This is a genomic window from Stappia sp. 28M-7, assembly GCF_014252955.1.
GTDB lineage: Bacteria > Pseudomonadota > Alphaproteobacteria > Rhizobiales > Stappiaceae > Stappia.
On the sequence record NZ_JACMIA010000001.1, the window covers coordinates 1,303,162 to 1,325,806 of the forward strand.

Annotated in this window: 20 protein-coding genes; 16 read left to right on the forward strand and 4 right to left on the reverse strand. The window is 67.3% G+C overall.

All coding sequences use genetic code 11. From position 1 onward, the window contains the following. Positions 1 to 2 precede the first annotated feature (2 nt). Genes H7H34_RS05885 through H7H34_RS05900 form a run of 4 tightly spaced genes read left to right on the forward strand, consistent with a single transcriptional unit; the run spans position 3 to position 4,553 of the window. Complete coding sequence (locus tag H7H34_RS05885) at positions 3 to 1,109, forward strand: ABC transporter ATP-binding protein (protein WP_185924556.1); 1,107 nt, start codon at positions 3 to 5, stop codon at positions 1,107 to 1,109. Then, positions 1,109 to 2,083 carry an NAD-dependent epimerase/dehydratase family protein gene (locus H7H34_RS05890; protein ID WP_185924557.1) on the forward strand — a complete coding sequence of 325 codons (975 nt, stop codon included), beginning with the start codon at positions 1,109 to 1,111 and terminating at the stop codon, positions 2,081 to 2,083. Before H7H34_RS05885 ends, H7H34_RS05890 begins: the two co-directional genes overlap by 1 nt. Continuing rightward, positions 2,059 to 3,789, forward strand: coding sequence for an SMP-30/gluconolactonase/LRE family protein (locus H7H34_RS05895; protein WP_185924558.1), 1,731 nt, complete (start codon positions 2,059 to 2,061; stop codon positions 3,787 to 3,789). Before H7H34_RS05890 ends, H7H34_RS05895 begins: the two co-directional genes overlap by 25 nt. Next, positions 3,786 to 4,553 carry an SDR family NAD(P)-dependent oxidoreductase gene (locus tag H7H34_RS05900; RefSeq protein WP_185924559.1) on the forward strand — a complete coding sequence of 256 codons (768 nt, stop codon included), beginning with the start codon at positions 3,786 to 3,788 and terminating at the stop codon, positions 4,551 to 4,553. Before H7H34_RS05895 ends, H7H34_RS05900 begins: the two co-directional genes overlap by 4 nt. A 4-nt stretch (positions 4,554 to 4,557) precedes the next feature. On the opposite strand, the gene H7H34_RS05905 is transcribed toward H7H34_RS05900, so the two are convergent. After that, positions 4,558 to 4,917 (reverse strand): DMT family protein, encoded by a 360-nt coding sequence (locus tag H7H34_RS05905; protein WP_067221649.1) that lies wholly within the window; start codon positions 4,915 to 4,917, stop codon positions 4,558 to 4,560. 298 nt (positions 4,918 to 5,215) lie between these two features. Between H7H34_RS05905 and H7H34_RS05910 the strand changes: the two genes are divergently transcribed. Then, a complete protein-coding gene (locus tag H7H34_RS05910) occupies positions 5,216 to 6,019 on the forward strand; it encodes an IclR family transcriptional regulator (protein WP_120268952.1) in 804 nt (267 codons plus the stop codon). Here the strand turns inward: H7H34_RS05910 and H7H34_RS05915 are convergent. The 3 genes from H7H34_RS05915 to H7H34_RS05925 are packed head-to-tail and all read right to left on the reverse strand — an operon-like array spanning position 5,973 to position 9,420. After that, positions 5,973 to 6,935 (reverse strand): DMT family transporter, encoded by a 963-nt coding sequence (locus H7H34_RS05915; RefSeq protein ID WP_185924560.1) that lies wholly within the window; start codon positions 6,933 to 6,935, stop codon positions 5,973 to 5,975. The two genes, H7H34_RS05910 and H7H34_RS05915, sit on opposite strands and share 47 nt — an antisense overlap. A 2-nt stretch (positions 6,936 to 6,937) precedes the next feature. After that, complete coding sequence (locus H7H34_RS05920; RefSeq protein ID WP_185924561.1) at positions 6,938 to 8,638, reverse strand: FAD-dependent oxidoreductase; 1,701 nt, start codon at positions 8,636 to 8,638, stop codon at positions 6,938 to 6,940. 29 nt (positions 8,639 to 8,667) lie between these two features. Beyond that, positions 8,668 to 9,420: an SDR family NAD(P)-dependent oxidoreductase gene (locus tag H7H34_RS05925; RefSeq protein WP_120268955.1), complete on the reverse strand. Its 753-nt coding sequence runs from the start codon at positions 9,418 to 9,420 to the stop codon at positions 8,668 to 8,670. A gap of 169 nt (positions 9,421 to 9,589) precedes the next feature. On the opposite strand from H7H34_RS05925, the gene H7H34_RS05930 reads away from it, so the two are divergent. The 11 genes from H7H34_RS05930 to H7H34_RS05980 all read left to right on the forward strand — a co-directional run bounded on the left by H7H34_RS05930 (position 9,590) and on the right by H7H34_RS05980 (position 22,593). Beyond that, complete coding sequence (locus H7H34_RS05930; RefSeq protein WP_120268956.1) at positions 9,590 to 10,621, forward strand: TRAP transporter substrate-binding protein; 1,032 nt, start codon at positions 9,590 to 9,592, stop codon at positions 10,619 to 10,621. A 99-nt stretch (positions 10,622 to 10,720) separates the two neighbouring features. After that, positions 10,721 to 11,296, forward strand: a complete 576-nt coding sequence (locus H7H34_RS05935; protein WP_158592685.1) for a TRAP transporter small permease subunit — start codon at positions 10,721 to 10,723, stop codon at positions 11,294 to 11,296. Then, a complete protein-coding gene (locus H7H34_RS05940) occupies positions 11,296 to 12,636 on the forward strand; it encodes a TRAP transporter large permease (RefSeq protein WP_185924562.1) in 1,341 nt (446 codons plus the stop codon). The genes H7H34_RS05935 and H7H34_RS05940 overlap by 1 nt, the downstream gene beginning before the upstream one ends. A 493-nt stretch (positions 12,637 to 13,129) precedes the next feature. Beyond that, positions 13,130 to 16,519, forward strand: coding sequence for a bifunctional diguanylate cyclase/phosphodiesterase (locus H7H34_RS05945; RefSeq protein ID WP_185924563.1), 3,390 nt, complete (start codon positions 13,130 to 13,132; stop codon positions 16,517 to 16,519). 164 nt (positions 16,520 to 16,683) lie between these two features. Beyond that, a complete protein-coding gene (locus tag H7H34_RS05950) occupies positions 16,684 to 17,121 on the forward strand; it encodes a DUF2948 family protein (protein WP_120268960.1) in 438 nt (145 codons plus the stop codon). A gap of 53 nt (positions 17,122 to 17,174) precedes the next feature. After that, positions 17,175 to 18,470: a histidinol dehydrogenase gene (gene hisD, locus H7H34_RS05955; protein ID WP_185924564.1), complete on the forward strand. Its 1,296-nt coding sequence runs from the start codon at positions 17,175 to 17,177 to the stop codon at positions 18,468 to 18,470. Between the two features lie 130 nt (positions 18,471 to 18,600). Beyond that, positions 18,601 to 19,080, forward strand: coding sequence for a UPF0262 family protein (locus H7H34_RS05960; RefSeq protein WP_067339191.1), 480 nt, complete (start codon positions 18,601 to 18,603; stop codon positions 19,078 to 19,080). A gap of 312 nt (positions 19,081 to 19,392) precedes the next feature. Then, positions 19,393 to 19,854 carry an arsenate-mycothiol transferase ArsC gene (locus tag H7H34_RS05965; protein ID WP_120268961.1) on the forward strand — a complete coding sequence of 154 codons (462 nt, stop codon included), beginning with the start codon at positions 19,393 to 19,395 and terminating at the stop codon, positions 19,852 to 19,854. A gap of 112 nt (positions 19,855 to 19,966) precedes the next feature. After that, complete coding sequence (gene infA, locus H7H34_RS05970; protein ID WP_013653834.1) at positions 19,967 to 20,185, forward strand: translation initiation factor IF-1; 219 nt, start codon at positions 19,967 to 19,969, stop codon at positions 20,183 to 20,185. Positions 20,186 to 20,240: 55 nt separating this feature from the next. Next, complete coding sequence (locus tag H7H34_RS05975; protein WP_185924565.1) at positions 20,241 to 20,924, forward strand: Maf-like protein; 684 nt, start codon at positions 20,241 to 20,243, stop codon at positions 20,922 to 20,924. Between the two features lie 157 nt (positions 20,925 to 21,081). Next, positions 21,082 to 22,593, forward strand: a complete 1,512-nt coding sequence (locus tag H7H34_RS05980; protein WP_185924566.1) for an AMP-binding protein — start codon at positions 21,082 to 21,084, stop codon at positions 22,591 to 22,593. The last annotated feature ends 52 nt before the right edge of the window (positions 22,594 to 22,645 follow it).

Sequence of the window (22,645 nt, forward strand, 5' to 3'; positions counted from 1 at the left end):
CCATGGCAAATATCTCCATTCGAAACGTCCACAAGAGCTACGGCGCGCACGAGGTGCTGAAGCCGTTCTCCCTCGAGATCGCGGACGGGGAGTTCATCGTGCTGGTCGGCCCGTCGGGCTGCGGCAAGTCGACGATGCTCAAGATCCTGGCGGGCCTCGAGCCGGCGACCGGCGGCGACATTTACCTCGGCGAGCGGGAGGTCACCGACCTTGCTCCCGGCGACCGCGACATCGCGATGGTGTTCCAGAACTACGCGCTCTATCCGCACCTGACCGTGCGCGAGAATATCGGCTTCGGGCTGAAGATGCGCGGCACGCCAAAGGCGGAGATCGAGCGCCGGGTGCTGGAGGCCGCGAGCACCCTGGAGGTGGAGAAATATCTCGAACGCCGCCCGAAGGACCTGTCCGGTGGCCAGCGCCAGCGCGTTGCGCTGGGCCGGGCCATCGTGCGCCAGCCCCAGGCCTTCCTGATGGACGAGCCGCTCTCCAATCTCGACGCCAAGCTGCGCGTCCACATGCGGGCCGAGATCGGTGCCCTGCACCAGCGCCTCGGCGTCACCACCGTCTATGTCACGCATGACCAGATCGAGGCGATGACCATGGCCGACCGGGTTGTGATCATGCGCGACGGCGAGATCCAGCAGATCGCCGATCCCGACACGCTGTTCCAGCGGCCCGACAATCTGTTCGTCGCCGGCTTCATCGGCTCGCCCGGCATGAACTTCCTTTCCGCCGATGTGGAGCGGTCGGCCGGCGGGGCGACCATCACCCTGTTCGGCAACCGGATCGCCGTCGACGAGGCGCGGCTTGCCGGCGCCTCGACCGTTATCGCCGGTATCCGGCCGGAGCATTTCCACCTCGGCGAGGGCCCCGCGACCTTCACCGTGCGCCCGAGCCTGGTCGAAAGCCTCGGCTCCGAGAAATACGTCTATTTCGACGGCGGGGCGCACATGGTCTCGGCCGGCGAGAGCGAGGACGACAAGTCCAAGGGCCTGATCGCCCGGCTCGCCCATTCCGGCCCGATGGCGGAAGATCAGGATCTCGTCCTGTCCTTCGATCCGGCCGAACTCCATCTCTTCGATGCAATGAGCGAAAAGGCGCTGCGCTGATGCTGATTCTTGTCACGGGAAGCTCCGGCCGCGTCGGCCGGGCGGCGGTTGCGGCGCTGCGCGCCGCCGGCTACCGGGTGCGCGGGTTCGACCTGCGCGCGTCAGGCGCCGATCTCGACGAGGTGGTCGGCAGTTTCGATGATGCCGAGGCCTGTGCCCGCGCGGTCGCCGGCACCGAGGCGGTGCTGCACCTGGGGGCCTTCATGTCCTGGGTGGCGGCCGAGCGCACGGCGATGTTCCGCGCCAATGTGGAGGGAACGCGGGTGCTGCTCGACGCGGCGGCGCAAGCCGGCGTACGCCGCTTCGTCTTCGCCAGCTCCGGCGAAGTCTATCCGGAGAACGCGCCGCTCTTCCTGCCCGTCACCGAGGAGCATCCGCTGCGGGCGAACAGTCCCTACGGCCTGACCAAGCTGCTCGGCGAGGATTTGGTCTCCTTCCACCAGCGCATCGGCAGTTTCGAGACGGTGATCCTGCGCTTTTCCCATACGCAGGATGCCAGCGAGCTGCTCGACCCCGACAGCTTCTTCTCCGGCCCGCGCTTCTTCCTGCAACCGCGCATCCGCCAGCAGGAGCGCATGGGCAACACCGCCGTCGCCGAACTGCTACGTGCCGCAGATCCCGGACGGCCCGCCCATGTGCTGGCCCGCAATGCCGCCGGCAAACCGTTCCGGATGCACATCACCGACACCAGGGATATGGTGAAGGGCTTGCTCTTGGCGCTGGAATCGGACCGGGCGGCCGGCGGGATCTTCAATCTGGGTGCGACGGACCCCGTCGATTTCGCGCAGGCGCTGCCGGCGATGTCCGAAATCACGGGATTGCCCGTCGTGACCGTTGACCTGCCCGGCGCCGGCGTCGATTACCAGACCTCGAACGCAAGGATACGCGAGACGCTGGGGTTCGAGCCGGAATGGACGATCGATCGGATGTTGCAGGAGGCGGCGCGGACATGGCGGACGCGAGCACAGGCCTGAGCCAGTCCCGCAAGGACGTCCCCTCCGGCACGGCGGCACTCGCCAAGGGCCTGACGCTGCTGGACATGGTGGCCGACGCGGAGACGCCGCTGCGCTTCGCCGACCTGCTGCGCCAGTCCGGCCTGCCCAAGCCCACCTTCGCGCGCATCCTGCGCACGCTGATCGCCTTCGGCCTCGTGCGCCAGAACGAGGAGCGCGGCACCTATGTCATCGGGCCGCGCTTCCTGGAACTGTCGCACCGGGTGTGGGACACGTTCGACCTGCCGACCGCAGCCGCGCCCGAACTGGAGCGCCTGTCGGCCGAGCTCGGCGAGACGGTGGCGTTGTGCCGTCTCGATGGCGATCAGGTGCAGTATCTCGACGAGCGCTCGGGCGACGGGCTCGGCGTCAGGGTCGATACCGGACGGCGCGTGCCGCTGCATTGCACCGCCGCCGGCAAGGTGCTGGTCGCCTTCCAGGAGCCGGGTTTCGCCCGCGCTCTGCTGGAGCGCCTTAGCCTCGACCGCTTCACGCCGCGCACCATCACCACGCTGGAGGCCTTGCAGGCCGATCTGACGCTGACCCGCGCGCGCGGCTATTCCGTGTCGTATGAGGAGCACCTCAACGGCGTGAACTCCGTCGCGGTCGCCATTGCCGGCAAGGACGGCACGCCCATCGGCGCGCTGGTCGCGCTGGGCCCGTCGTCGCGGCTGGATGCCTCCCAGATCCACCCGGTCGGACGCGAGCTGATCGCCGCCGCCCGCAGGATCACGGGCGCGGCCGGCGCCATCGCCATCAGTTCCCGTCCGCGCCCGCGCACCAGCCAGTCGCAGACGCCGGACGATCTCGCCTGCGTGTTGCCCTGGGGCGCGCAGCTCGGCGAGGCGCCGGTCTGGGATCCGGCGGCCCGCAGCCTTTACTGGGTCGATATCCTGCACCCGGCGGTCTACCGCTTCGATCCGGCGACCGGCCTCAACGAGACCTGCGAGACCGGCAAGCTGGTCAGCTCGGTCATGCCCTGCGGCGACGGCTCGCTGGCGGTGGCGACGCAGGACGGCATCGAGTTCCTGGACTTCGCCTCCGGCACCCTGCAGCCGCTGGTCGACCCGGAAGCGGGCATTCCCGAGAACCGTCTCAACGACGCCAAGGTCGGCCCCGGTGGGGCGATCTGGGTCGGCTCCATGCGGCTCGATGCCAGCAAGCCGAGCGGCGCGCTCTACCGGGTCGCCGCCGACGGCACGGTGACGCGCAAGGAAAGCGGCATCTCGGTCAGCAACGGCATGGCCTGGAGCCCGGACAACCGGGTCTTCTACTTCGTCGATACGGTGCCGGGCCTGATCTACGCCTACGATTTCGAGCCCGGAAAGGGCGTCCTCGGCAACCGCCGGGTGCTTGCGCGCATCCCGGAAGGCGAGGGGCGCCCGGACGGCATCGCCGTCGACAGGGAAGGCGGCGTGTGGTGCGCGATCTGGGACGGCTGGCGGGTCAACCGCTACCTGCCCGACGGCCGGCACGAGCGCAGCATCGAACTGCCCGTACCCCGGCCGACCAGCGTCGCCTTCGGCGGCGAGGATCTGACGACGCTCTACATCACCAGTGCCCGCACGCGCCTGCCGGCCTCGACCCTGTCCGAGGCGCCGCTGTCCGGGGGCCTCTTCGCCTGCACGCCGGGCCTCAGCGGCGTGCCGATCACCCTGTTCGACCGCAAGGGGCAAGGCGCTGCATGAGCACGCTCGAGACGATTTTCGGACTTCATGGCCGCGTAGCGCTGGTTACCGGCTCGAGCCGGGGCATTGGCGCTGCTATCGCCGTCGGCCTTGCCGGAGCGGGGGCCACGGTGGTCGTGCACGGCCAGAGCCTGGAAGCGACGGCCGCGACCGTTGCCGCCATCGAGGCGAGCGGCGGCACGGCGGTTGCCTTTGCCGCGGACCTTGCCGAGCGCGGCGCGGGCCGCCGACTGGTGGAGGAGGTGGAGGCCCGGCTCGGGCATCTCGACATCCTCGTCGTCAATGCCTCGGCCCAGGTCAATGCCGAACTCGCCGATCTCACCGAGGCGGATTTCGATCTGCAGGTGGCCGTCAATCTGCGCTCCACGGTGGAGATGCTGCAGGCTTGCCTGCCGCGCATGGCCGTGCGCGGCTGGGGCCGGGTCGTCAGCATCGGCTCGATCAACCAGCTGCGGCCCAAGGCCATCGTCACCGCCTATGCCGCCACCAAGGCCGCCCAGCACAACCTGATCCAGAGCCAGGCGCGCGACTATGCCCGCCACGGGGTGCTGCTCAACACGCTGGCGCCCGGCCTCGTCGACACCGACCGCAATGCGGGGCGCAAGGCGGCGGATCCGCAGGGCTGGGACGACTATGTGCGCACGCTCAACTGGATGGGGCGGGCCGGGCAGGCCGATGAGATGGTCGGCGCGGCGATCTTCCTCGCCTCCGATGCCTGCAGCTTCATGACCGGCGAGAGCATCGTCCTGTCTGGCGGCTATTGAGCTCTCACGGCTTGTAGAAGATCAGCCCGGCACCGGCGACGATCAGCGTGAAGCCGGCCAGATGCGTCCAGCGCAGCGGCTCGCCCAGAAACCAGATCGAGAACACGGCGAAGACGCTGAGCGTGATGACCTCCTGGATGGTCTTCAGCTCTGCGGCGCTGAAATAGCCGTGGCCGATGCGGTTGGCCGGGACCTGCAGCACATATTCGAAGAAGGCGATGCCCCAGCTCGCCAGGATGACGATGAGGAGCGGCGAGCTCTTGAACTTCAGGTGCCCGTACCAGGCGAAGGTCATGAAGATGTTGGAGGCGAGCAGCAGGCCGATCGTGGCGAAGGGCACGTAGGAGAGATTGGCAAACGGCATCGGGGGATCCACCGCCAGCGCAAGGACACGCCTGCCGGACGGCGCGGGCGCCCGGTACGGCATCGACCGGGTGTCCGGCGTCTGTCGCGCGCACGGCGTCTGCGACAGGGAGCGGACCGATTCGACGGCAGGAAGATAGCGCCGTTTGCCGGACGCGGAAGAGGCAAGAGGCGCCTTGCCAAGGGAAATCCTGTGAGCGTGCGTGCAGCAGGCGATATTCTCGACCGACGAGAGAATTGCCGCTAAGAGTGTTGCGGTCTGTTGATCCGTTTCTGCAAGGCAGTTGAAGGAGTTGCGCTTGGGCGCCGACGCAACGTCAAAGCCGCGAACGCCTCGCGGCGTCCAGTCCGTCGAAACCGGCGGCGCCATCCTGATGGCGCTGGCGCAGGCCGGTGGGCCGCTGAAGCTGAAGGACCTTGCCGAGACGCTCGGCATGGCCGCTGCGCAGCTGCATCCCTATCTCGTCAGCTTCCGCAACATCAACATGGTCGAGCAGACCGAGACCGGTCAGTATCAGCTCGGGCCGTTCGCGCTGTGGCTCGGCCTTACGCGGCTGCGCAACCAGAACGCCTATCGCGAGACGCTGCGGCGGGTTCCGGCGCTGGCCGAGGAACTGGGTCTGATGGTGGCGATCAGCGTCTGGGGCCTGCACGGCCCGACCATCGTCTATATCGAGGAGACGGCGGCGCGCATCCACTCCAACGTGGCGGTCGGCGGCACGTTCATGCTGACCATGACGGCGACGGGCAAGATCTTCGCCGCCTTCCTGCCGAGGTCGACGACGGAACCGCTCGCCCGCGCCGAGCTGCAGGGCGTCGAGCCTTCGCTCTATGGCATCCCGATGGTCGACGAGGCGACGTTCCGCAAGGAGGTCGCCTCCGCCTGCACCAAGGGCTACTCGATCACCCGCGACGCGCCGATCCCCGGCGTCAGCGCCATTGCGGCACCGGTCTTCGACCATACCGGGACCATCCAGCTTTCGGTCACGGTGATCGGCCCGACCAACTTCATCGACCTGGCCGAGGACGGGCCCTGCCTGAAACGGCTGATCGAATTCACGAAGGACCTGTCCCGCGACCTCGGGCATATCCCGCCCGCCTGAGCAGCGCGCCGGCAATGTCGAGAGACAGGACAAGGCCGCTCGCGGCTATGACGACGCCGGCCAGTTGCAGGGCGGTGGGCCATTGCCCGGCGATCGGAATGGCGAGCAGCACGGCCAGCGGCGGGATCATCGCCGGGAAGAGGCCGGCAAGCCCCGATCCCAGCCGGCCGATGGCGACCGCATAGAGAATGATCGCAAGGCTGCCGCCGAGCACCCCCTGATAAAAGCCCTGTTCCAGCCACTTGGCAGCCGGCAGCGCCGCCGGTTCGAAGAACAGCAGATAGGCGGGCAGCAGCACGACGGTTGTCGTTGCCGAGGCCGCCCCGATGGCCTCGACCGCCGGAAGGCGCCAGCGGCCGATGAGATAGGTGAACAGCCCCCACAGCGTGCCCGAGCCGACGAAGCACAGGTCGCCGATCAGGGTCGAGGTGTCGGCCGTCTTGGACGGTGCATTGTCGGCGGCGATGGCCACCAGCCCGCCGATCAGCACGGCCATGCCGATCTTGCGGTTGGACGTCATCTTCTGGCCGTCGAGAACGACCGGCAGCAGGTTGGCGACGATGATGGTCATGCCCGGCGAGATCACGACCGCATGCGCCAGCGGTGCGATGCCGAAACCGGTGTTGAACAGGAAGGCGAAGGGCGGGCCGATGGCGATGGTGAGCAGCGCCAGCCGGGGCAGGGTGAGGGCGCGCACGCGGGACGGGCGCATGAACATCAATGGCACCAGCAGCAGCGCTGCCACGCCGTAGCGCAGGATGGCGAGGTCGGCGCTGGTGAAGCCGTCCGACCGGCCGATATCGACGCCGATATTGTAGAAGGCCCAGGCGATGGAGGCCGACAGGCCGAACAGGATGCCCGGCAGCAGACGACCCGGTTGTCCCGGGCCGTCCGTGTCCCTTGAGGTGGGAGGCATGGTCAGGTGTTGGCCCCGGCCATGTGACGCGCGGCGATATAGCCGAAGGTGATTGCCGGGCCGAGGGTGATGCCGCCGCCCGGATAGTTGCCGCCCATGATGCTGAGCGCATCGTTGCCGGCGGCATAAAGGCCGGTAATCGGCCGGCCGGCCTCGTCCAGAACGCGGGCATTCTCGTCGGTCTTGAGACCGGCAAAGGTGCCCAGATCCCCGATCACCAGCTTGACCGCGTAGAACGGACCGTTCTCGACCGGCGCGACGCAGGGGTTGGGCTGGTGCTCCGGATCGCCGAGCGAGCGGTTGTAGGAGGTCGAACCCTTGTGGAACTCCGGGTCCTCGCCCTTGCGCGCATGCTCGTTGAAGGTGGCGACGGTCCGCTCGAGCTGCGCCCCGTCCGCGCCGATCTTCTCGGCGAGCTCGCGCAGGCTCTTGCCCTCGAACAGGTAGCCGGAGCGGATCAGGCCGCGATAGGGCACCGGCGCTGGCTTGACGAAGCCGAGGCCGTATTTGCGCAGCGTCTTGTGGTCGGCGATGAAGTAGGCGCAGATCTCGCCGCCCTCGGCCTCGCAGGCCTTGCGCATCGCCTGGCAGAAGTCGTGGTAGGAATCCGCCTCGTTGACGAAGCGCTTGCCCGACCGGGTCACCGCGATGACGCCGGGCTTGGACCGGTCGACGAAATGCGGGAAGACGCCCAGTGTGCCGTCGCGGCGCGGGGGACGCGAGACCGGCACCCAGGCCGCGTTGTTGGGCAGGTCGTCCTTGATGGCGGCACCCACTGCCGAGCCGAGGCGCAGACCGTCGCCGGTGTTGCCGGGAGGCGCCGGCGAGACGTGCTCGTGGCCGGACGGGGAATGCGGAAACAGCTCCTTGCGGCGTACCGCGTCCTGCGGGAAGCCGCCGGCCGCCAGCACCACGCCCTTGCGCGCGGTGACTTCCACCGGACCTTCCGCCGTGTCGACGATGGCACCGGTGACGGTGCCGTTCTCGTTGCGCAGCAGTTCGCGCACGCCGGCACGGGTCCAGATCGGCACGTTCATGTCGAAGCAGGACTTGGCGAGCCGCGCGACCAGCGCATTGCCGTTGACCAGGCGCATCGGCCGGCCGTGGAAGGCCATGTCCTTGAGGAACTTGATGAACAGCTTGGCGACATAGAAGGCCGAGATCGGCGACTTGGTGACGCGGAAGAAGTGCAGAAGCTCCTTGCCCGAGCCGATCATCATGCCGAGGAAGGTGATCTCGGCGAGCGGCGGGCGAAGGCGGCGGATCTCCTTGCCGAGCTCCCGCCCGTCGAAGGGGCGGGCGACGATGGAGCGCCCGCCCGGCATGCCGCCCGGCGCGTCGGGATGATAGTCGGCGAAGGTCGGGCCGAGGTCGAACTGCAGCGAGGTCTTCTCCTCGAAGAACTCGACCGCCTTCGGACCGGCCTCCAGGAAGGCGTCGACACGGGCCGGATCGAAGAAGTCGCCCGCTTCGTGCTCGAGATAGGTGCGGGCCTTCTCGGGCGAATCCTCGACGCCGGCGCGCTTGGCCGGGGCATTGCAGGGTACCCACATCCACCCGCCGGAGCGGGCGGTGGTGCCGCCGAAGACCGGCTCCTTCTCCACCACCAGGACATCGAGCCGGCGGTGGGCGGCCGATACGGCGCTGGCGAGGCCGCCGGCGCCCGATCCGACGACGAGAACGTCGCAGCTGTGCTTTTTCATTGATGCAATTCCTTGAAAGACGGGGCGGGTCAGGCCGCCAGATAGCCGCCGTCGACGGGCAGGATGGTGCCGGTCACGTAGCTGGACATGTCTGAGACGAGGAACAGGACAGGGCCGACGAGCTCGTCCGGCTGGCCGGTCCGCCCGAGCGGGGTGTGGGCCATGAACTTGCCGATGGCGGCATCGTTTCCGCGCGTGTGCTCGGTCATCGGAGTGTCGATGACGCCGGGGGCGATGGCATTCACCCTGACGCCGCGCGGGGCGAACTCGTGGGCCAGTGCCTTGGTGAGCTGGCCGACCGCGCCCTTGCTGGCGATATAGGCGGAGATGCCGAAGCCGGCGGACAGCGACATGATCGAGGCAAGGTTGACGATTCGCCCGCCCGTCGCCTCCAGCTGCGCCGCATAGGCCAGCACCATGTTGCGCGGCCCGTCGACATTGACGCGGAACGTCTGGTCCCACTCGCTTTCGAAGCCGGGATCGCCGAAGCGGTGCCGCTTCAGGATGCCGGCATTGTTCACCAGGATGCGGGCATCGCCCAGCTCCGCGCGGGTCTTCTCGGCAAAGGCGCGGGCGGACTGAAGGTCCGACACGTCGCACTGCGCGCTCAGAGATTTCACGCCCGCCTCGGCGGCAAGAGCGGCCGTTTCCGCGGCGGCGTCGGCGTTGATGTCGCAGACCGCGACATGTGCGCCGGCCCTTGCGAGACCCAGCGCAATCGCCCGGCCGTTGCCCTGTCCCGCGCCCGTCACGATGGCGACGGAGCCCTCAACTCCAATCATGGGCCTCTCCCTAAATTAGTATATTGCTAATCCGTTTGATTATAGATAACACTTGAGTTAGGCAAGCGGGAGGTTGAAAAAAGCCCACCGCTCGGCCGGGAGGCCGCCGGACGGTGCGGCAGAAAAATCAAGAGACGCCCTGGATCGGGGCGCGTTTAGGGAGGTCCTGATGAAAGCACGGCTCGCATCCGCTGCTCTGGCAGCCACCATGCTCACTGCTGCTCCGGCGCTCGCCGACAGCTACGACCTGCAGAGCGTTTTCGGCCTGCAGGTGCCCTCGATCGGTCAGAGCCCGGTCAAGTGGGCCGAGCGTGTCAAGCTGATGACCGACGGTGCCATCGACATTAAGGTGCATGGCGCGGGCGATTTCGTGCCGCCGTTCGAAGTGTTCGAGGCGGTCAGCACCGGCGCGATCCCGATGGGCTTCGACTGGATCGGCTACTGGGCAAGCTCCATTCCCGTCGCCAACCTCGTGGGCTCCATGCCTTTCGGCCCGACCCCGGACGTGGCGCTCGGCTGGATGTTCGAGGGCGGCGGTCTGGAGATCATCCAGAAGGCCTATGACCCGCATGGCGTGAAGATTATCCCGTGCCATCTCGTCGTGCCGGAGGCCGGCGGCTGGTTCAACAAGCAGATCAACACGCCCGAGGACTTCAAGGGCCTCAATATGCGCATCGCCGGCCTCGGCGGTCAGGCGCTGGCTCGTCTGGGCGCCAACACCCAGCTCGTGCCGGCCGGCGAGATCTTCGTGTCGCTCGAGACCGGCCGCATCGACGCGACCGAGTTCTCCGCGCCGCAGCTCGACATCGGCTTCGGCTTCGAGAAGGTCGCCAAGACCTACTACTTCCCGGGCTGGCACCAGCCGTCGAGCTGGGACTCCATCATCGTCAACATGGATGTGTGGAACGGCTTCACCGAAGGCCAGCAGCAGATCATGATCGAGGCCTGCAAGGCCAACATCGCCGCCAATCTCGGTGACCAGATCCACCAGCAGGCCGTGGCGATCGGCAAGATCCGCGACGCCGGCGTCGAGATCAAGCGCTTCCCCGACGAGGTTCTGGTGGCGCTGCGTGCCGCCTCCCAGGAAGTGATGGCCGAGGAAGCCGCCAAGGATCCGATCTTCAAGGAGGCTCTCGACTCGCTCAACGCCTATATCGAGCGCGTCGGCGAGTGGGGCGAGCTGCAGGCTCTGCCGCGCTGATCTCCCTGATTTCTCGGAAAAAGAACGGAGCGGACGGCATCCTCATGAAGGGTGCCGTCCTTTCGCAATGATACGCCGCGCAAGCCTACGGAGGTCGCCGTGTCCGAACTGAGCCGCAAGGCGGGGGAGGTTCTCGCTTTCCCCGGCAAGATCGTCGGATGGCTGGTGCTGCCGCTGATCCTGTCCGTCTGCGCAGGGGTGCTCGCCGCCAAGCTCGGCGTCAATCGCCTCGCCGACTGGGGCGCCAGCATCCCGCTGTTCGACGCCGGCATCACCGTCAACACGCTGCTCGACCTGCAATGGCATGTCTTCGCGCTGGTGGTGCTGTTCGGCGGGGTCTACGCCTATCGCGATCGCAGCCATGTGAGCGTCGACTTCCTCGCCGCGAACTTCTCGCCCCGCACCCGGGCCATCGTCGATCTGGTCTGCGACCTCATCTTCCTGTTGCCCTTCTGCGCCATCGTGGTCTGGTTCGGCACGCGCTTTGCCCACCGCGCCTATGTGACGGGCGAGGGCTCGACCTATGGCGGCATGATCGACCGCTGGATGATCAAGGCCTGCATCCCGATCGCCTTCTCGCTGCTGGGGCTTGCGGCGGTGAACCGCATCATCGGCACCCTGATCGGACTGGTGCGCGGCGACTTTTCTTCTGCCAAGAACAGGACCGGCTCGTGATGGAAGACGCATTCTGGCCGCTGCTGATGCTGCTCGGGCTGATGGGCGGCATCTTCGCGGGCTATCCCGTCGCCTTCGTCCTCGGGGGCATCGGCATTCTCTTCGCCGTCATGGCCGGCGTTCCGCTCGTCTTCCTGTCGACGACGGTGGCGCGCATCTATTCCGGCACGCTGACCAACTGGCTGCTGATCGCCATCCCGCTCTTCGTCTTCATGGGGCTGATGCTGGAGCGCTCGGGCGTTGCCGAACGGTTGCTGAAGTCGCTGGCCTCGGTGTTTCGCGGCATGCCCGGTGGCTACGCCTTCGCCGTTGCCATCATCGGCGTGGTGATGGCCGCCTCGACCGGCATCATCGGCGCGTCGGTCGTGCTGATGGGCATGATGGCGCTGCCGACCATGCTGCAGAACCGCTACGACCCGAAGATCTCCACCGGCCTCATCGCGGCCAGCGGCACGCTCGGCATCCTCATCCCGCCGAGCATCATGCTGATCGTCCTCGGCGACCAGCTGCGCGTCTCCGTCGGCGACCTGTTCATGGCGGCGGTCGGGCCGGGCCTGCTGCTCGGTGCGCTCTACATCCTCTATCTGGTCTGCGTCGCGATCTTCCAGCCGCACCGCATGCCGCCGGCCGAGGTCGCCGACCCGCAGCCCTTCTGGCGGGCGGCCGGAACGCTGGCGCTCGACCTGCTCGCGCCCGTGCTGCTGATCGTCTCGGTGCTCGGCACCATCGTCGCCGGCATCGCCACGCCGACCGAGTCCGCCGCCATCGGCGCGCTGGGCGCCATGGTGCTGGCGCTGGTCTCGCGCCAGCTCGACTGGGCGACGCTCTACGCGGCGCTGCGCGACACGACCAAGACCACCGCGATGATCATCTTCGTGATGCTCGGCGCGACGGTCTTCTCCGTCGTCTTCCGCAAGCTCGGAGGCGATGCGCTGATCGCCGACCTTTTCGCGGTGCACGAGGGCAACCCTTACGTCGTGATCATCATGATCATGGCGCTGGTCTTCGTTCTCGGCTTCTTCCTGGAATGGGTCGAGATCACGCTGGTGGTGGTGCCCATCGTCGCCCCCGTGGTGGCCGGGCTCGACTTCGGCCTGACGCCGGAGCAGACGCTGATCTGGTTCGCCATCGCGCTGGCGGTGAACCTGCAAACCTCGTTCCTGACCCCGCCCTTCGGCTACGCGCTGTTCTACCTGCGCGGCATCGCGCCGAAGGGGGTTTCCATCGGCACGATCTACCGAGGGGTGATTCCTTTCGTGATCCTGCAGATCGTCGCGCTGGCCGCGGTGATCTATTGGCCGCAGGTCGCGCTCTACATTCCGCTCGCCCTGGCGAAATAACCGTCAAGCCGCCGCCCGCAGGGCGGTGGCCGGACCATTCCTCCCAAGCCGCCGGACCGGCGCTTCCGTCCTTGCACGGAAGCCGCTCGTCCGGCGTGGTCCGTTCTGGGGGAGGAACTGCGTCAGTGGTGGGGTGATCCTGCGTATCCGGCATGCCTGGCCGTGTGCCGGGGCTTCCTTCGGCACAATAAGTCCGGCGCGTGCGCCCGGCAGCGAGATCTTGTTCCGAATAGATCCGTATATATTGCGCGGATGGGGCTTATTTATTCTGATTTGGCGCAGGTTCCGCAGTTGGATATCCTTGTAAATTGTTGCAGATATGTGTGTTGCCTCCCGGTTTTCTGAGCTGATACGGGGTAATTTTCATAAAATTTTATATGGTATTATTTAAAAATCCAGCCATGATGAGCCTGCTTGCACCTCATTCATGGATTGTTGATAAGTTGTCGGTCTATATTTTGAAACGTTTACTTATTGCAGGCATACTCGGCGCATGAGCTCGATGATCCTCGACGTGCTGCCCGACAATGAAGAGAGCCGGCTACAGGCGCTGCACCGCCTTGGCATTCTGCATTCCGGGCGCTCGGTGGAGTTTGACGCGTTGGTCGAGACCGCCGCGTCGGTGTTCGGCTGCCCTGTCGCGCTTGTGAGTTTCGTCGACGAGCGCGAGCAGTGGTTCAAGGCCCGGCACGGCCTGGAGCTGGAGCGGACGCCGAGAAGCGCGGCCATGTGCCGTCACACCATTCTGCAGTCCGATCTGCTGGTCGTTCCCGATCTTGCAGACGATCCGCGGTTCCATCGCGATCTGCTGGTAACCGAGGCGCCGCACTTTCGCTTCTACGCCGGTTACCCGCTGTCGATCGACGGCGTCCATCGTCTCGGTTCGCTGTGCGTGTTCGATACCCGGCCGCGCGATCCCACGCCCGAGCAGCTGCAAGTGCTGCGTCACCTCGGCGCTGCCGCAGACGGGCTGATCCGCGCCTATGCGGCACAGGCGGAAGCTGCGAGCCTGCGCGAGACCGCGGAGCGCCAGCAGGCGCTGGTGCAGACCCAGTCGCAACTGATCGCCCAGACCACCAGCATTTCCGGCGTCGGGGGCTGGGAACTCGATCTGGACCAGGACCGCCTGTTGTGGACCGATCAGGTCCGCCGCTTGCTCGAGGTTGATGACGACTACGTTCCGGACATGAAGAAGGCGCTCTGCTTCTTCCTGCCCGAGGCACGGGGCGATCTGCGCCGCGCGGTCGACGATGCACGGCTCAAGGGTTTCCCGTTCAGCCTGGAGTTGCCGGCGCGCACCGCGACGGGGCGGGAGCGCTGGGTGCGCCTTGCCGGCAGGCCGCTTGCGCGCGACGACAGGGTCGTGCGTATCGTCGGGGCCATCCGCGACGTTACCGACCGCAAGATGGCCGAGATCCGGCTGCAGCATTCCGAGGCGCTCTACCGCACGACACTCCTGTCCCTGTCCGAAGGCGTGGTCGTCGTCGATCCGGAAGGGCGGGTCCTGTCGCACAATCCGGCCGCCCTTGCCATGCTCGGTCTGAAAGGGCGCAAGATCACCGGCGTCTCTCTTGCCGCGCTCGATCTCGATTTCATCGACAAGGGGCATGACGGCGCCCGGCTCGGCAACCTGCTTGCCAGGGGCGCGGAAGATCCGGCGAGCCTGTCCAGCACCATCGCGGGCCTCACCTTGGCCGATGGCGGCCTGCGCTGGCTGAACCTCAATGCGGTAGCCTTCACGAGTCCTGTCGAGGGCGCGGGCGGCGGCGTGGTGATCTCCCTCACCGACGTCACCAAGACAGTGCGCCAGGCCATGACCATCGAGGGCGTGTTCCAGAACTATCCCGGCGCGGTCGTCTACTTCGACCAGGATCTCGTCGTTGCCGGCTGGAACAAGACATTCGAGAAACTGCTGGATGTGTCGGCCGACTATCTCGCGGGCCGCCCGTCTCTCGCCGATTATGTGCTGATGAATGCGGAGCGCGGCGAATATGGCGAAGGCGATCCGCAGGAGCTTGCCCGTGACCGGCTGAAGGCCATCCTCGGCGGCCGCGAGCACGGCTACGAGCGCAGCCGCCCCAATGGCGACATGCTGGAGATCCGCGGCACCTTCCTGCCCGGCGGCGGACTGCTGTCCACCTTCACCGACATTTCCGACCGCAAGCGGATCGAGCGGCAGCTGATCGAGAAGGAGCGGCTGGCCCGCGAGCGCTCGGACGAACTGGGCGCCGTGCTTGCCAACATGAACCAGGGCGTCAGCGTCTTCGACCGGAAGGGGCGCCTCACCCTGTGGAACGAGCAATATGCCGTCCTGTTCGGGCTGGAAGACGGCGGCCATAGCCATGCCGGCCGGAAGCTGCCCGAGCTGATATCGGCGACCAATGTCGACATCCCCTCGCAGGATGCCGTGGATGCCCGCGTGGCGCAGATCATGCGGCAGCTGTCTGCCGGCGAGACGGTACGCTCGATGTTCCGCGTGCGCTCCGGTCGGATCATCTCGACCGTCCACGCCCCGCTGCCCGATGGCGGCTGGGTCGGCACCCATGAGGATGTCACGGAGCGGGAGCGGGCGGCGAACAAGGTGCTACACGCGGCCCGCCACGACACGCTGACCGGCCTTGCCAACCGCACCTATCTCAACGAGCAGCTGCAGAAGCTGGTCGCCAGCGGGACGTCGGACCAGCCCTGTCTCGGCATCCTGATGCTGATCGATCTCGACCGGTTCAAGCCGGTCAACGATGCGCTCGGCCACAATGCCGGTGATCAGCTGCTGTGCGAGGTGGCCAGCCGGCTGCGGCGCTGCGCGCGGGAAAACGACTTCGTCGCCCGTGTCGGCGGCGACGAGTTCGCGATCCTTCTGTCCTGCGAGCCGGACCGCACCAGTCCGTCCGACCTTGCCGAGGCGGTGGCCGAGCGGATCCTGACCGCGATTTCCGGACGGTTTTCCATCGATGGCAGCAGCGTCCAGATCGGCGCCAGCATCGGCATTGCGCCGGTCCTGCCGGGCGCCGACCTGTCGGAGCTGATGCGCCAGGCGGACGCCGCGCTCTACGAGGTGAAGAACCAGGGGCGGAACGGCTTCCGCGCCTATCTGCCTGCGGGCAGCGCGCCGAAGGCGGTCGCGGATCAGGACAATGCCACCGTGGTCTGGCCGGCCTTTGCCTCGGCGGGCGTGGAAGCGCGCGCCAATGCGATGCACGGGGGCGCCCGCGTCCAGTATCAGCCCATCTTCTGCCTGCGCAGCCGCAGGCTTTGCGGCTATCAGGTTCTGCAGCCCGGGTCCGGCCAGGGCGGGACGCCCGGCGATGGCCCGCAGGAAACGGCTGCACTGGAAAGCGCAACCGCCGCCTTGCTGCGCGAGGTCTTCAAGGCTGCCGCACGCAGCCCCGACGATCAGAAGATCGCGCTGTCCTTGAGCGTGCGCCAGTTCGGTCTCGAGACGCTCGCCTCTATCGTCGAGAACGAGATCGACATTGCCGGTATCGCGCCGGAGCGCATCCACCTGCAGGTGGCCGACAGCTATTTCCTGGTCAATTCCTTCGCGGCAATGCGTCAGTTCGAGGCGCTGCGCGCCGTCGGCGTTCGGATGGTTCTCGACCGTTTCGGCTCCGACTCGGCCTCGCTCCAGCTCCTCGGCCGCTTCCGCTTCGATTCCCTGCGCATCGATCGCAGCGCCCTGCACGACATCCTGGCGGGCGAGCGCGGCGAGACGGTGATCCGCGCGCTTGTCGCCGTTGCCGAGACGTTCGATGTCGCTGTCGATGTCGACGGCGTCGACAGCGAGGAGGTGGCGCAACTGCTGCTGGCCTCCGGCTGCATCCAGGGGCAGGGCGGGCTTTTCGGGTCGCCCGGTCCCATCGAGGCCTTCCTCTCCGTCGCCTGACCTCTTCGCCGAACCAACTGCCGTTCTCCCCTTGTCGGGGACTGCCTGCGCGCCGCGCGCCAACTCGGCGGTTGCTTTGGCGCGTGAATTCATTAGGTAAGGGCCGAAGGCCGGTCGCCTGTTGTCGCGCCGGCCGCGGGCACAACCCAAGAGGTGGCTGATCCATGCAGCAATTGAAGCTGGCGGCACTGGACGCGGAAGACCTGGCGGTGATCTCCGCGCAGGTCCAGGACGCGGTCCTGAAGGTCGGCGACATCCGCTACTATCCATCGGATCGTCATCTGGTGCTGGTCATGAACCGCTTCGCCTGGGACGGTGAGGGCGCAGGTGCCCGCGCCTCCAACGAGCGCCGCCGCGCCGCCCTGTCCTTCGCCCGGGCCGAGCGCCCGCGCGCGCAGAACATCCGCCAGGACGCCAAGGATACGGTCCTGTCGCTGCTCGCGGTCAATTTCGTGGCCGCCGAGGAGCCGGCCGGGCGCATCGACCTGGTGTTCGCAGGCGGGGCCACGCTCTCCTTCGACGTGGAGTGCATCGAGGCGCAGCTTGCCGATCTCGGTGCCGCCTGGGCGACCGAGCACCGTCCCAGCCACCAGATCGACTGATCCTTATTCCGGACCTTCCGGGCGCCGCCCGGCAAACTGTGGAGCTTCCGCCCGTGGCGATCCGCCTGTCCACCAGCGCAACCGGCTTCAAGGCCGACTTCGACGCCCTCCTGTCCAGCAAGCGCGAGGCATCCGCCGATGTCGACGCGGCGGTGCGCGACATCATTGAGGCCGTGAAGCAGCACGGCGATGCGGCGCTTCTCGACTACACGCGCCGCTTCGACCGGCTGGAGGCGGAAAGCCTGGCGGACCTGACCGTCACCGCCGAGGAGATCGAGGAGGCGGTGAAGAAGGTCGACCCGCGCACGCTCGACGCGCTGAAGCTGGCCCGCGACCGGATCGCCTCCCATCACGCCCGCCAGATGCCGGCGGACGACCGCTACACCGATCCGCTCGGCGTCGAGCTCGGCTCGCGCTGGACGGCCATCGAGGCGGTCGGCCTTTACGTGCCCGGCGGCACGGCCAGCTATCCGTCCTCGGTGCTGATGAACGCGGTCCCCGCCGGCGTTGCCGGCGTGTCGCGCATGGTCATGTGCGTGCCGAGCCCGGACGGCGCGCTCAACCCGCTCGTGCTCGCCGCCGCCCACCTTGCCGGGGTCACCGAGATCTACCGCATCGGCGGGGCGCAGGCCGTCGCGGCCCTGGCCTTCGGGACTGAGACCATCCGTCCGGTCTCCAAGATCGTCGGTCCGGGCAATGCCTATGTCGCCGCCGCCAAGCGCCGGGTGTTCGGCACGGTCGGCATCGACATGATCGCCGGTCCCTCCGAGATCCTGGTCGTTGCGGACGGGGCCAACGATCCGGACTGGATCGCTGCCGATCTCCTGTCCCAGGCCGAGCATGACACCAGCGCCCAGTCGATCCTGATCACCGACGACGCGGGCTTTGCCGAGGCCGTCGAGAAGGCGGTCGAGCGCCAGTTGAAGACCCTGCCGCGCGCCGATGTCGCCGGCTCCAGCTGGGCCGATTTCGGCGCGGTCATCACCGTCTCGTCGATGGACGAGGCGCCCGCGCTCGTCGATGCCATCGCCCCGGAGCATCTGGAGCTGGCGGTGGAGGATCCCGAGGCCCTGTTCGCGCGCATCCGCAATGTCGGTGCCGTCTTCCTCGGCCGCCACACGCCCGAGGCCATCGGCGATTATGTCGGCGGTTCCAACCACGTACTGCCGACGGCACGTTCGGCCCGCTTTTCCTCCGGCCTGTCGGTGCTCGACTTCGTCAAGCGCACCTCGATCCTGCGCTGCAATGCGGAGAACCTGCGCGCCCTCGGCCCGGCGGCGATTGCGCTTGCCGAGGCGGAGGGCCTTGCCGCCCACGGCCGCTCGGTCGCCATCCGCCTCAATCTTTGAGCCGGGCCAGGCGCCGCGCCGCGGCGCGGACCGCTTGTCGGACCGGCCATGGACGCGCTAGGTGTTGGAGCAGTCGCTGACGGGCGCGCCGGAACCACGGTGCAGGCAATGGAGGGCGCAAGCGCAGGTCATGGGACAGAACAACAGCGCCCGGCTGGTTGCGGTGGAGCTCGATGAAGCCTCCATCCTTCGCTCCACGCCCGACGTGGAGCATGAGCGCGCGGTCGCGATCTACGACCTCATCGAGGAAAACGAGTTTGAGCCGCTCGGCGATGACGGCGGTCCCTACCGGCTGAAACTGTCGCTCGTCGAAAAGCGTCTGGTCTTTCTGGTCGAGCGCGAGGAGGGCGAGCCGGTCGTCACCCACATCCTCTCCCTGACCCCGCTGCGCAAGGTGGTGAAGGACTACTTCCTGATCTGCGAGAGCTATTTCGAGGCGATCAAGACGGCGACCCCCAGCCAGATCGAGGCCATCGACATGGGTCGCCGCGGTGTCCACAACGAGGGTTCGCGCATCCTGATGGAGCGTCTGGAGGGCAAGATCCGAGTGGACATGCAGACAGCCCGCCGTCTCTTCACTCTCGTCTGCGCCCTGCACTGGAAGGGTTAGAGCCCTTCCGACCAATTCGAAGCCATTCTGACGGAGCGATTTTGTGACAAGGTCAAGCAAAGGCACGCAGGTCGTATCTGGATACGGACAAGGGGCTTTGCGCTGGAATTGGCGCAAAATCGCCCGTCCCGCAGGGCTTCCGATTGGCGGGCGCCCGACGTCGACCCGATCTTGCCCGATGCTACGGCATCGCGCGGCGACCGTTTCGACGCCGGATCGCCGCCCCAATCGAGAAGCAGAATTGACTTCGAATTGGTCGAAAGGGCTCTAGGCATGTCAGGGCCGGGGGACGTACCCGGTAAGATCCCCGACATGGTACCCGGCACCGTCTCCTCGGCGGCGCCGGGAGCGGTGCTTTTCGCCTGCGGCATGAATGCGGTGCGCTCGCCGATGGCGGCGGCGATCCTCGCCAAGCTGTTTCCCGGCCGCGTCTACGTGAAGTCCTGCGGCGTGCGCGCCGGCGAGCCCGATCCCTTCGTCGAGGCGGTGATGAGCGAGATCGGCTGCGATCTTGCCGCGCACCGGCCGAAAACCTTCGAGGATCTCGACGAGTCTGGCTTCGACCTGGTTGTGACGCTGGCGCCGGAGGCTCATCACAAGGCGCTGGAAATGACGCGCACGGACGCGGTCGAGGTCGAGTACTGGCCGACGCCCGATCCCACGCTCGCCACCGGATCGCGCGACCAGATCCTCGACAGCTACCGCGCCGTCCGCGACCTGCTCATGACCCGCATCAAGAAGCGTTTCGGCTGGACCGCGACCCCGGGCGGATAGGGCCCGCGCCCGGCCTCTGCACAGCCGCGGATTTTCGCGAATCCTTCTGTTCCCTTTCTCGGCCCGATCCGTTAGGTTCCCGCCACATCTGGCTCGATAATCAGGAATCCATATGGCCAAGGAAGAAGTACTTGAATTTCCGGGGGTGGTCACCGAACTGCTTCCGAACGCGACGTTCCGCGTGAAGCTCGAAAACGACCACGAAATCATTGCCCACACGGCAGGGCGCATGCGCAAGAACCGTATTCGCGTTCTGGCCGGCGACCGCGTGCTTGTCGAAATGACGCCCTACGACCTGACCAAGGGGCGCATCACCTACCGTTTCAAGTGATGCAGCAGGGCCAAACGGCCCGGTCCGTCACCCGCGACAGAGAGACAGCGGTCCGATGATCGCCGCAGCTTCCGACGAGAGCAATACCGACGGGATCCGTGCCAAGGGCGCGCGCCCGACGCTTGTGCTTGCCTCCGGCTCGCCGCGTCGTCTGGCACTGCTCCAGCAGATCGGCATCGATCCCGACACGCTCCTGCCTGCCGATATCGACGAGACGCCGCGCCGGGGCGAGACCCCGCGTGCGCTGGCGCAGCGCCTGGCGCGCACCAAGGCCGAGGTGGCGCGGCGCGCCGCCGACCGCAATGCCGCCAATGTCGACGGGCTGGTGCTTGCCGCGGATACCGTTGTCGCGGTCGGTCGCCGCATCCTGCCCAAGGCGGAAACCCACGAGCAGGCTCGCGCCTGCCTGGAGCTGCTGTCGGGGCGCGGTCACCGGGTCTATACCGCGCTGTGCATCAGCGCGCCGAAGGACGTGGTGCGTCAGCGCCTTGTCGAAACGCGCGTGCGCTTCAAGCGCCTCTCGCGCGCAGAGATCAATGCCTATCTCGACAGCGGCGAGTGGCGCGGCAAGGCCGGCGGCTACGCGATCCAGGGGCTTGCGGGCGCCTTCGTCGCCAAGCTGGTCGGCTCCTATTCCAACGTGGTCGGCCTGCCGCTGCACGAGACGGCCAACATGCTGGCCGGCCTCAAGTATCCGGTTCTCGCCGGCTGGGCCGACCCGGCCGCGATCCGGCCCTGATCCCGCTTCCCGTCTCCCGGCGCGCCCTATGCTGCGGCAGGGGCAATTCCCGCTTGGCCTTGCCGGCGGTTCCTTGCCATAACGGGGCGGGTCACGGCGGATGGGGTGCGCCCTGCGCCCTTTGCCGCAGGATGATCATGCGAAGCGGGGAATATCGATGAATCTCGCAGCCTGGCTGGCGCGGGCCGGAAGGTCGCGCGCGGATGCGGTCGCCCTGGCGCGCGGCGGCTCGCCGGTCGCCAGCTACCGCGACTTTGCCGGCCGCTCGGCCCGGCTTGCCGGCAGCCTCCTCTCCCATTACGGCCTGTCGCGCGGGGACCGGGTCGCCATCGTGGCGAAGAACGGTCCGCATTATCTCGAGGCGCTCTACGCCGTGTGGTGGGCGGGCCTAGTCGCGGTTCCGGTCAACGTCAAGCTGCACAGCGCCGAGATCGGCTGGATCCTGGAGAATTGCGGCGCGCGTCTTGCCCTCGTCAGCTCGGGCATGGAGGCGGATGTCGCCGCCTATGCGCCGGAGGATCTGCGCGATGTGGTGACGCTCGGCGGGCCGCAGTTCTGGTCGCTGGTCGCCGGCGAACCGGCTCCGCTCGCCGAGGCCGCACCCGACGATCTCGCCTGGCTGTTCTACACCTCCGGCACCACCGGCCGGCCCAAGGGGGCGATGCTCAGCCACCGCAACCTGGCGGCCATGAGCCTTGCCTATCTCACCGATGTCGATCCGGTGGCGGAGGGCGACACGTTGCTCCATGCCGCGCCGATGAGCCACGGCTCGGGCCTTTATGCCATGGCCCATGTCATGCGCTTCGGCATCAATGCGGTCGCCGAGTCGGGCGGCTTCGAGGCGGACGAGGTGCTGGAGATCGTCTCGCGCAGCCGCGGCGTGTCGATGTTTGCAGCCCCCACCATGATCCGCCGGCTGACCGAGTGCCCGATGGAGGCGATGACGGAGAACATCCGCACCATCGTCTGGGGCGGCGCGCCGATGCATGTTGCGGACACCCGCCGGGCGATCGACCGCTTCGGCCCGCGCTTTGCCCAGATCTACGGCCAGGGCGAGACGCCGATGACCGGCACCGTCCTGTCGAAGGCGGATATCGCCAACCGCGACCATCCGCGCTGGGAGGCGCGCCTTGCCAGCGCCGGCCTCGTCAGCTCCGTTGTCGAGATGCGGATCGACGGGGCGAGCGCCGATCACGGCGAGACCGGCGAGATCCTGGTGCGCGGCGACACGGTGATGCTCGGCTACTGGGACAATCCGGAAGCGAGTGCCGAGGCGCTGCGCGGCGGCTGGCTCCATACCGGCGATGTCGGCAGTTTCGATGCGGACGGCTATCTGACGCTGCTCGACCGCTCGAAGGACGTGATCATCTCCGGCGGCACCAACATCTACCCGCGCGAGGTGGAGGAGGTGCTGCTGACCCATCCGGGCGTGCGCGAGGTCTCCGTCATCGGCCGGCCGGATGCCGAATGGGGAGAAAGCGTCGTTGCCTGCTATGCGGGCGATGCGGAGCCGGGCGAGCTCGATGCGCTGTGCCTGGAGCACATTGCCCGCTTCAAGCGGCCCAAGGACTATCTGCACCTGCCCGAGCTGCCGAAGAACAACTACGGCAAGATCCTCAAGACCGAGCTGAGAGCAATGGACCAGCGCCGGGTGCGGCGCGGCGGCTGAGCATCGTCCGTAGCACCGCGCGCCTGCCCGCTGACGTTGCGGTCGACGTCGG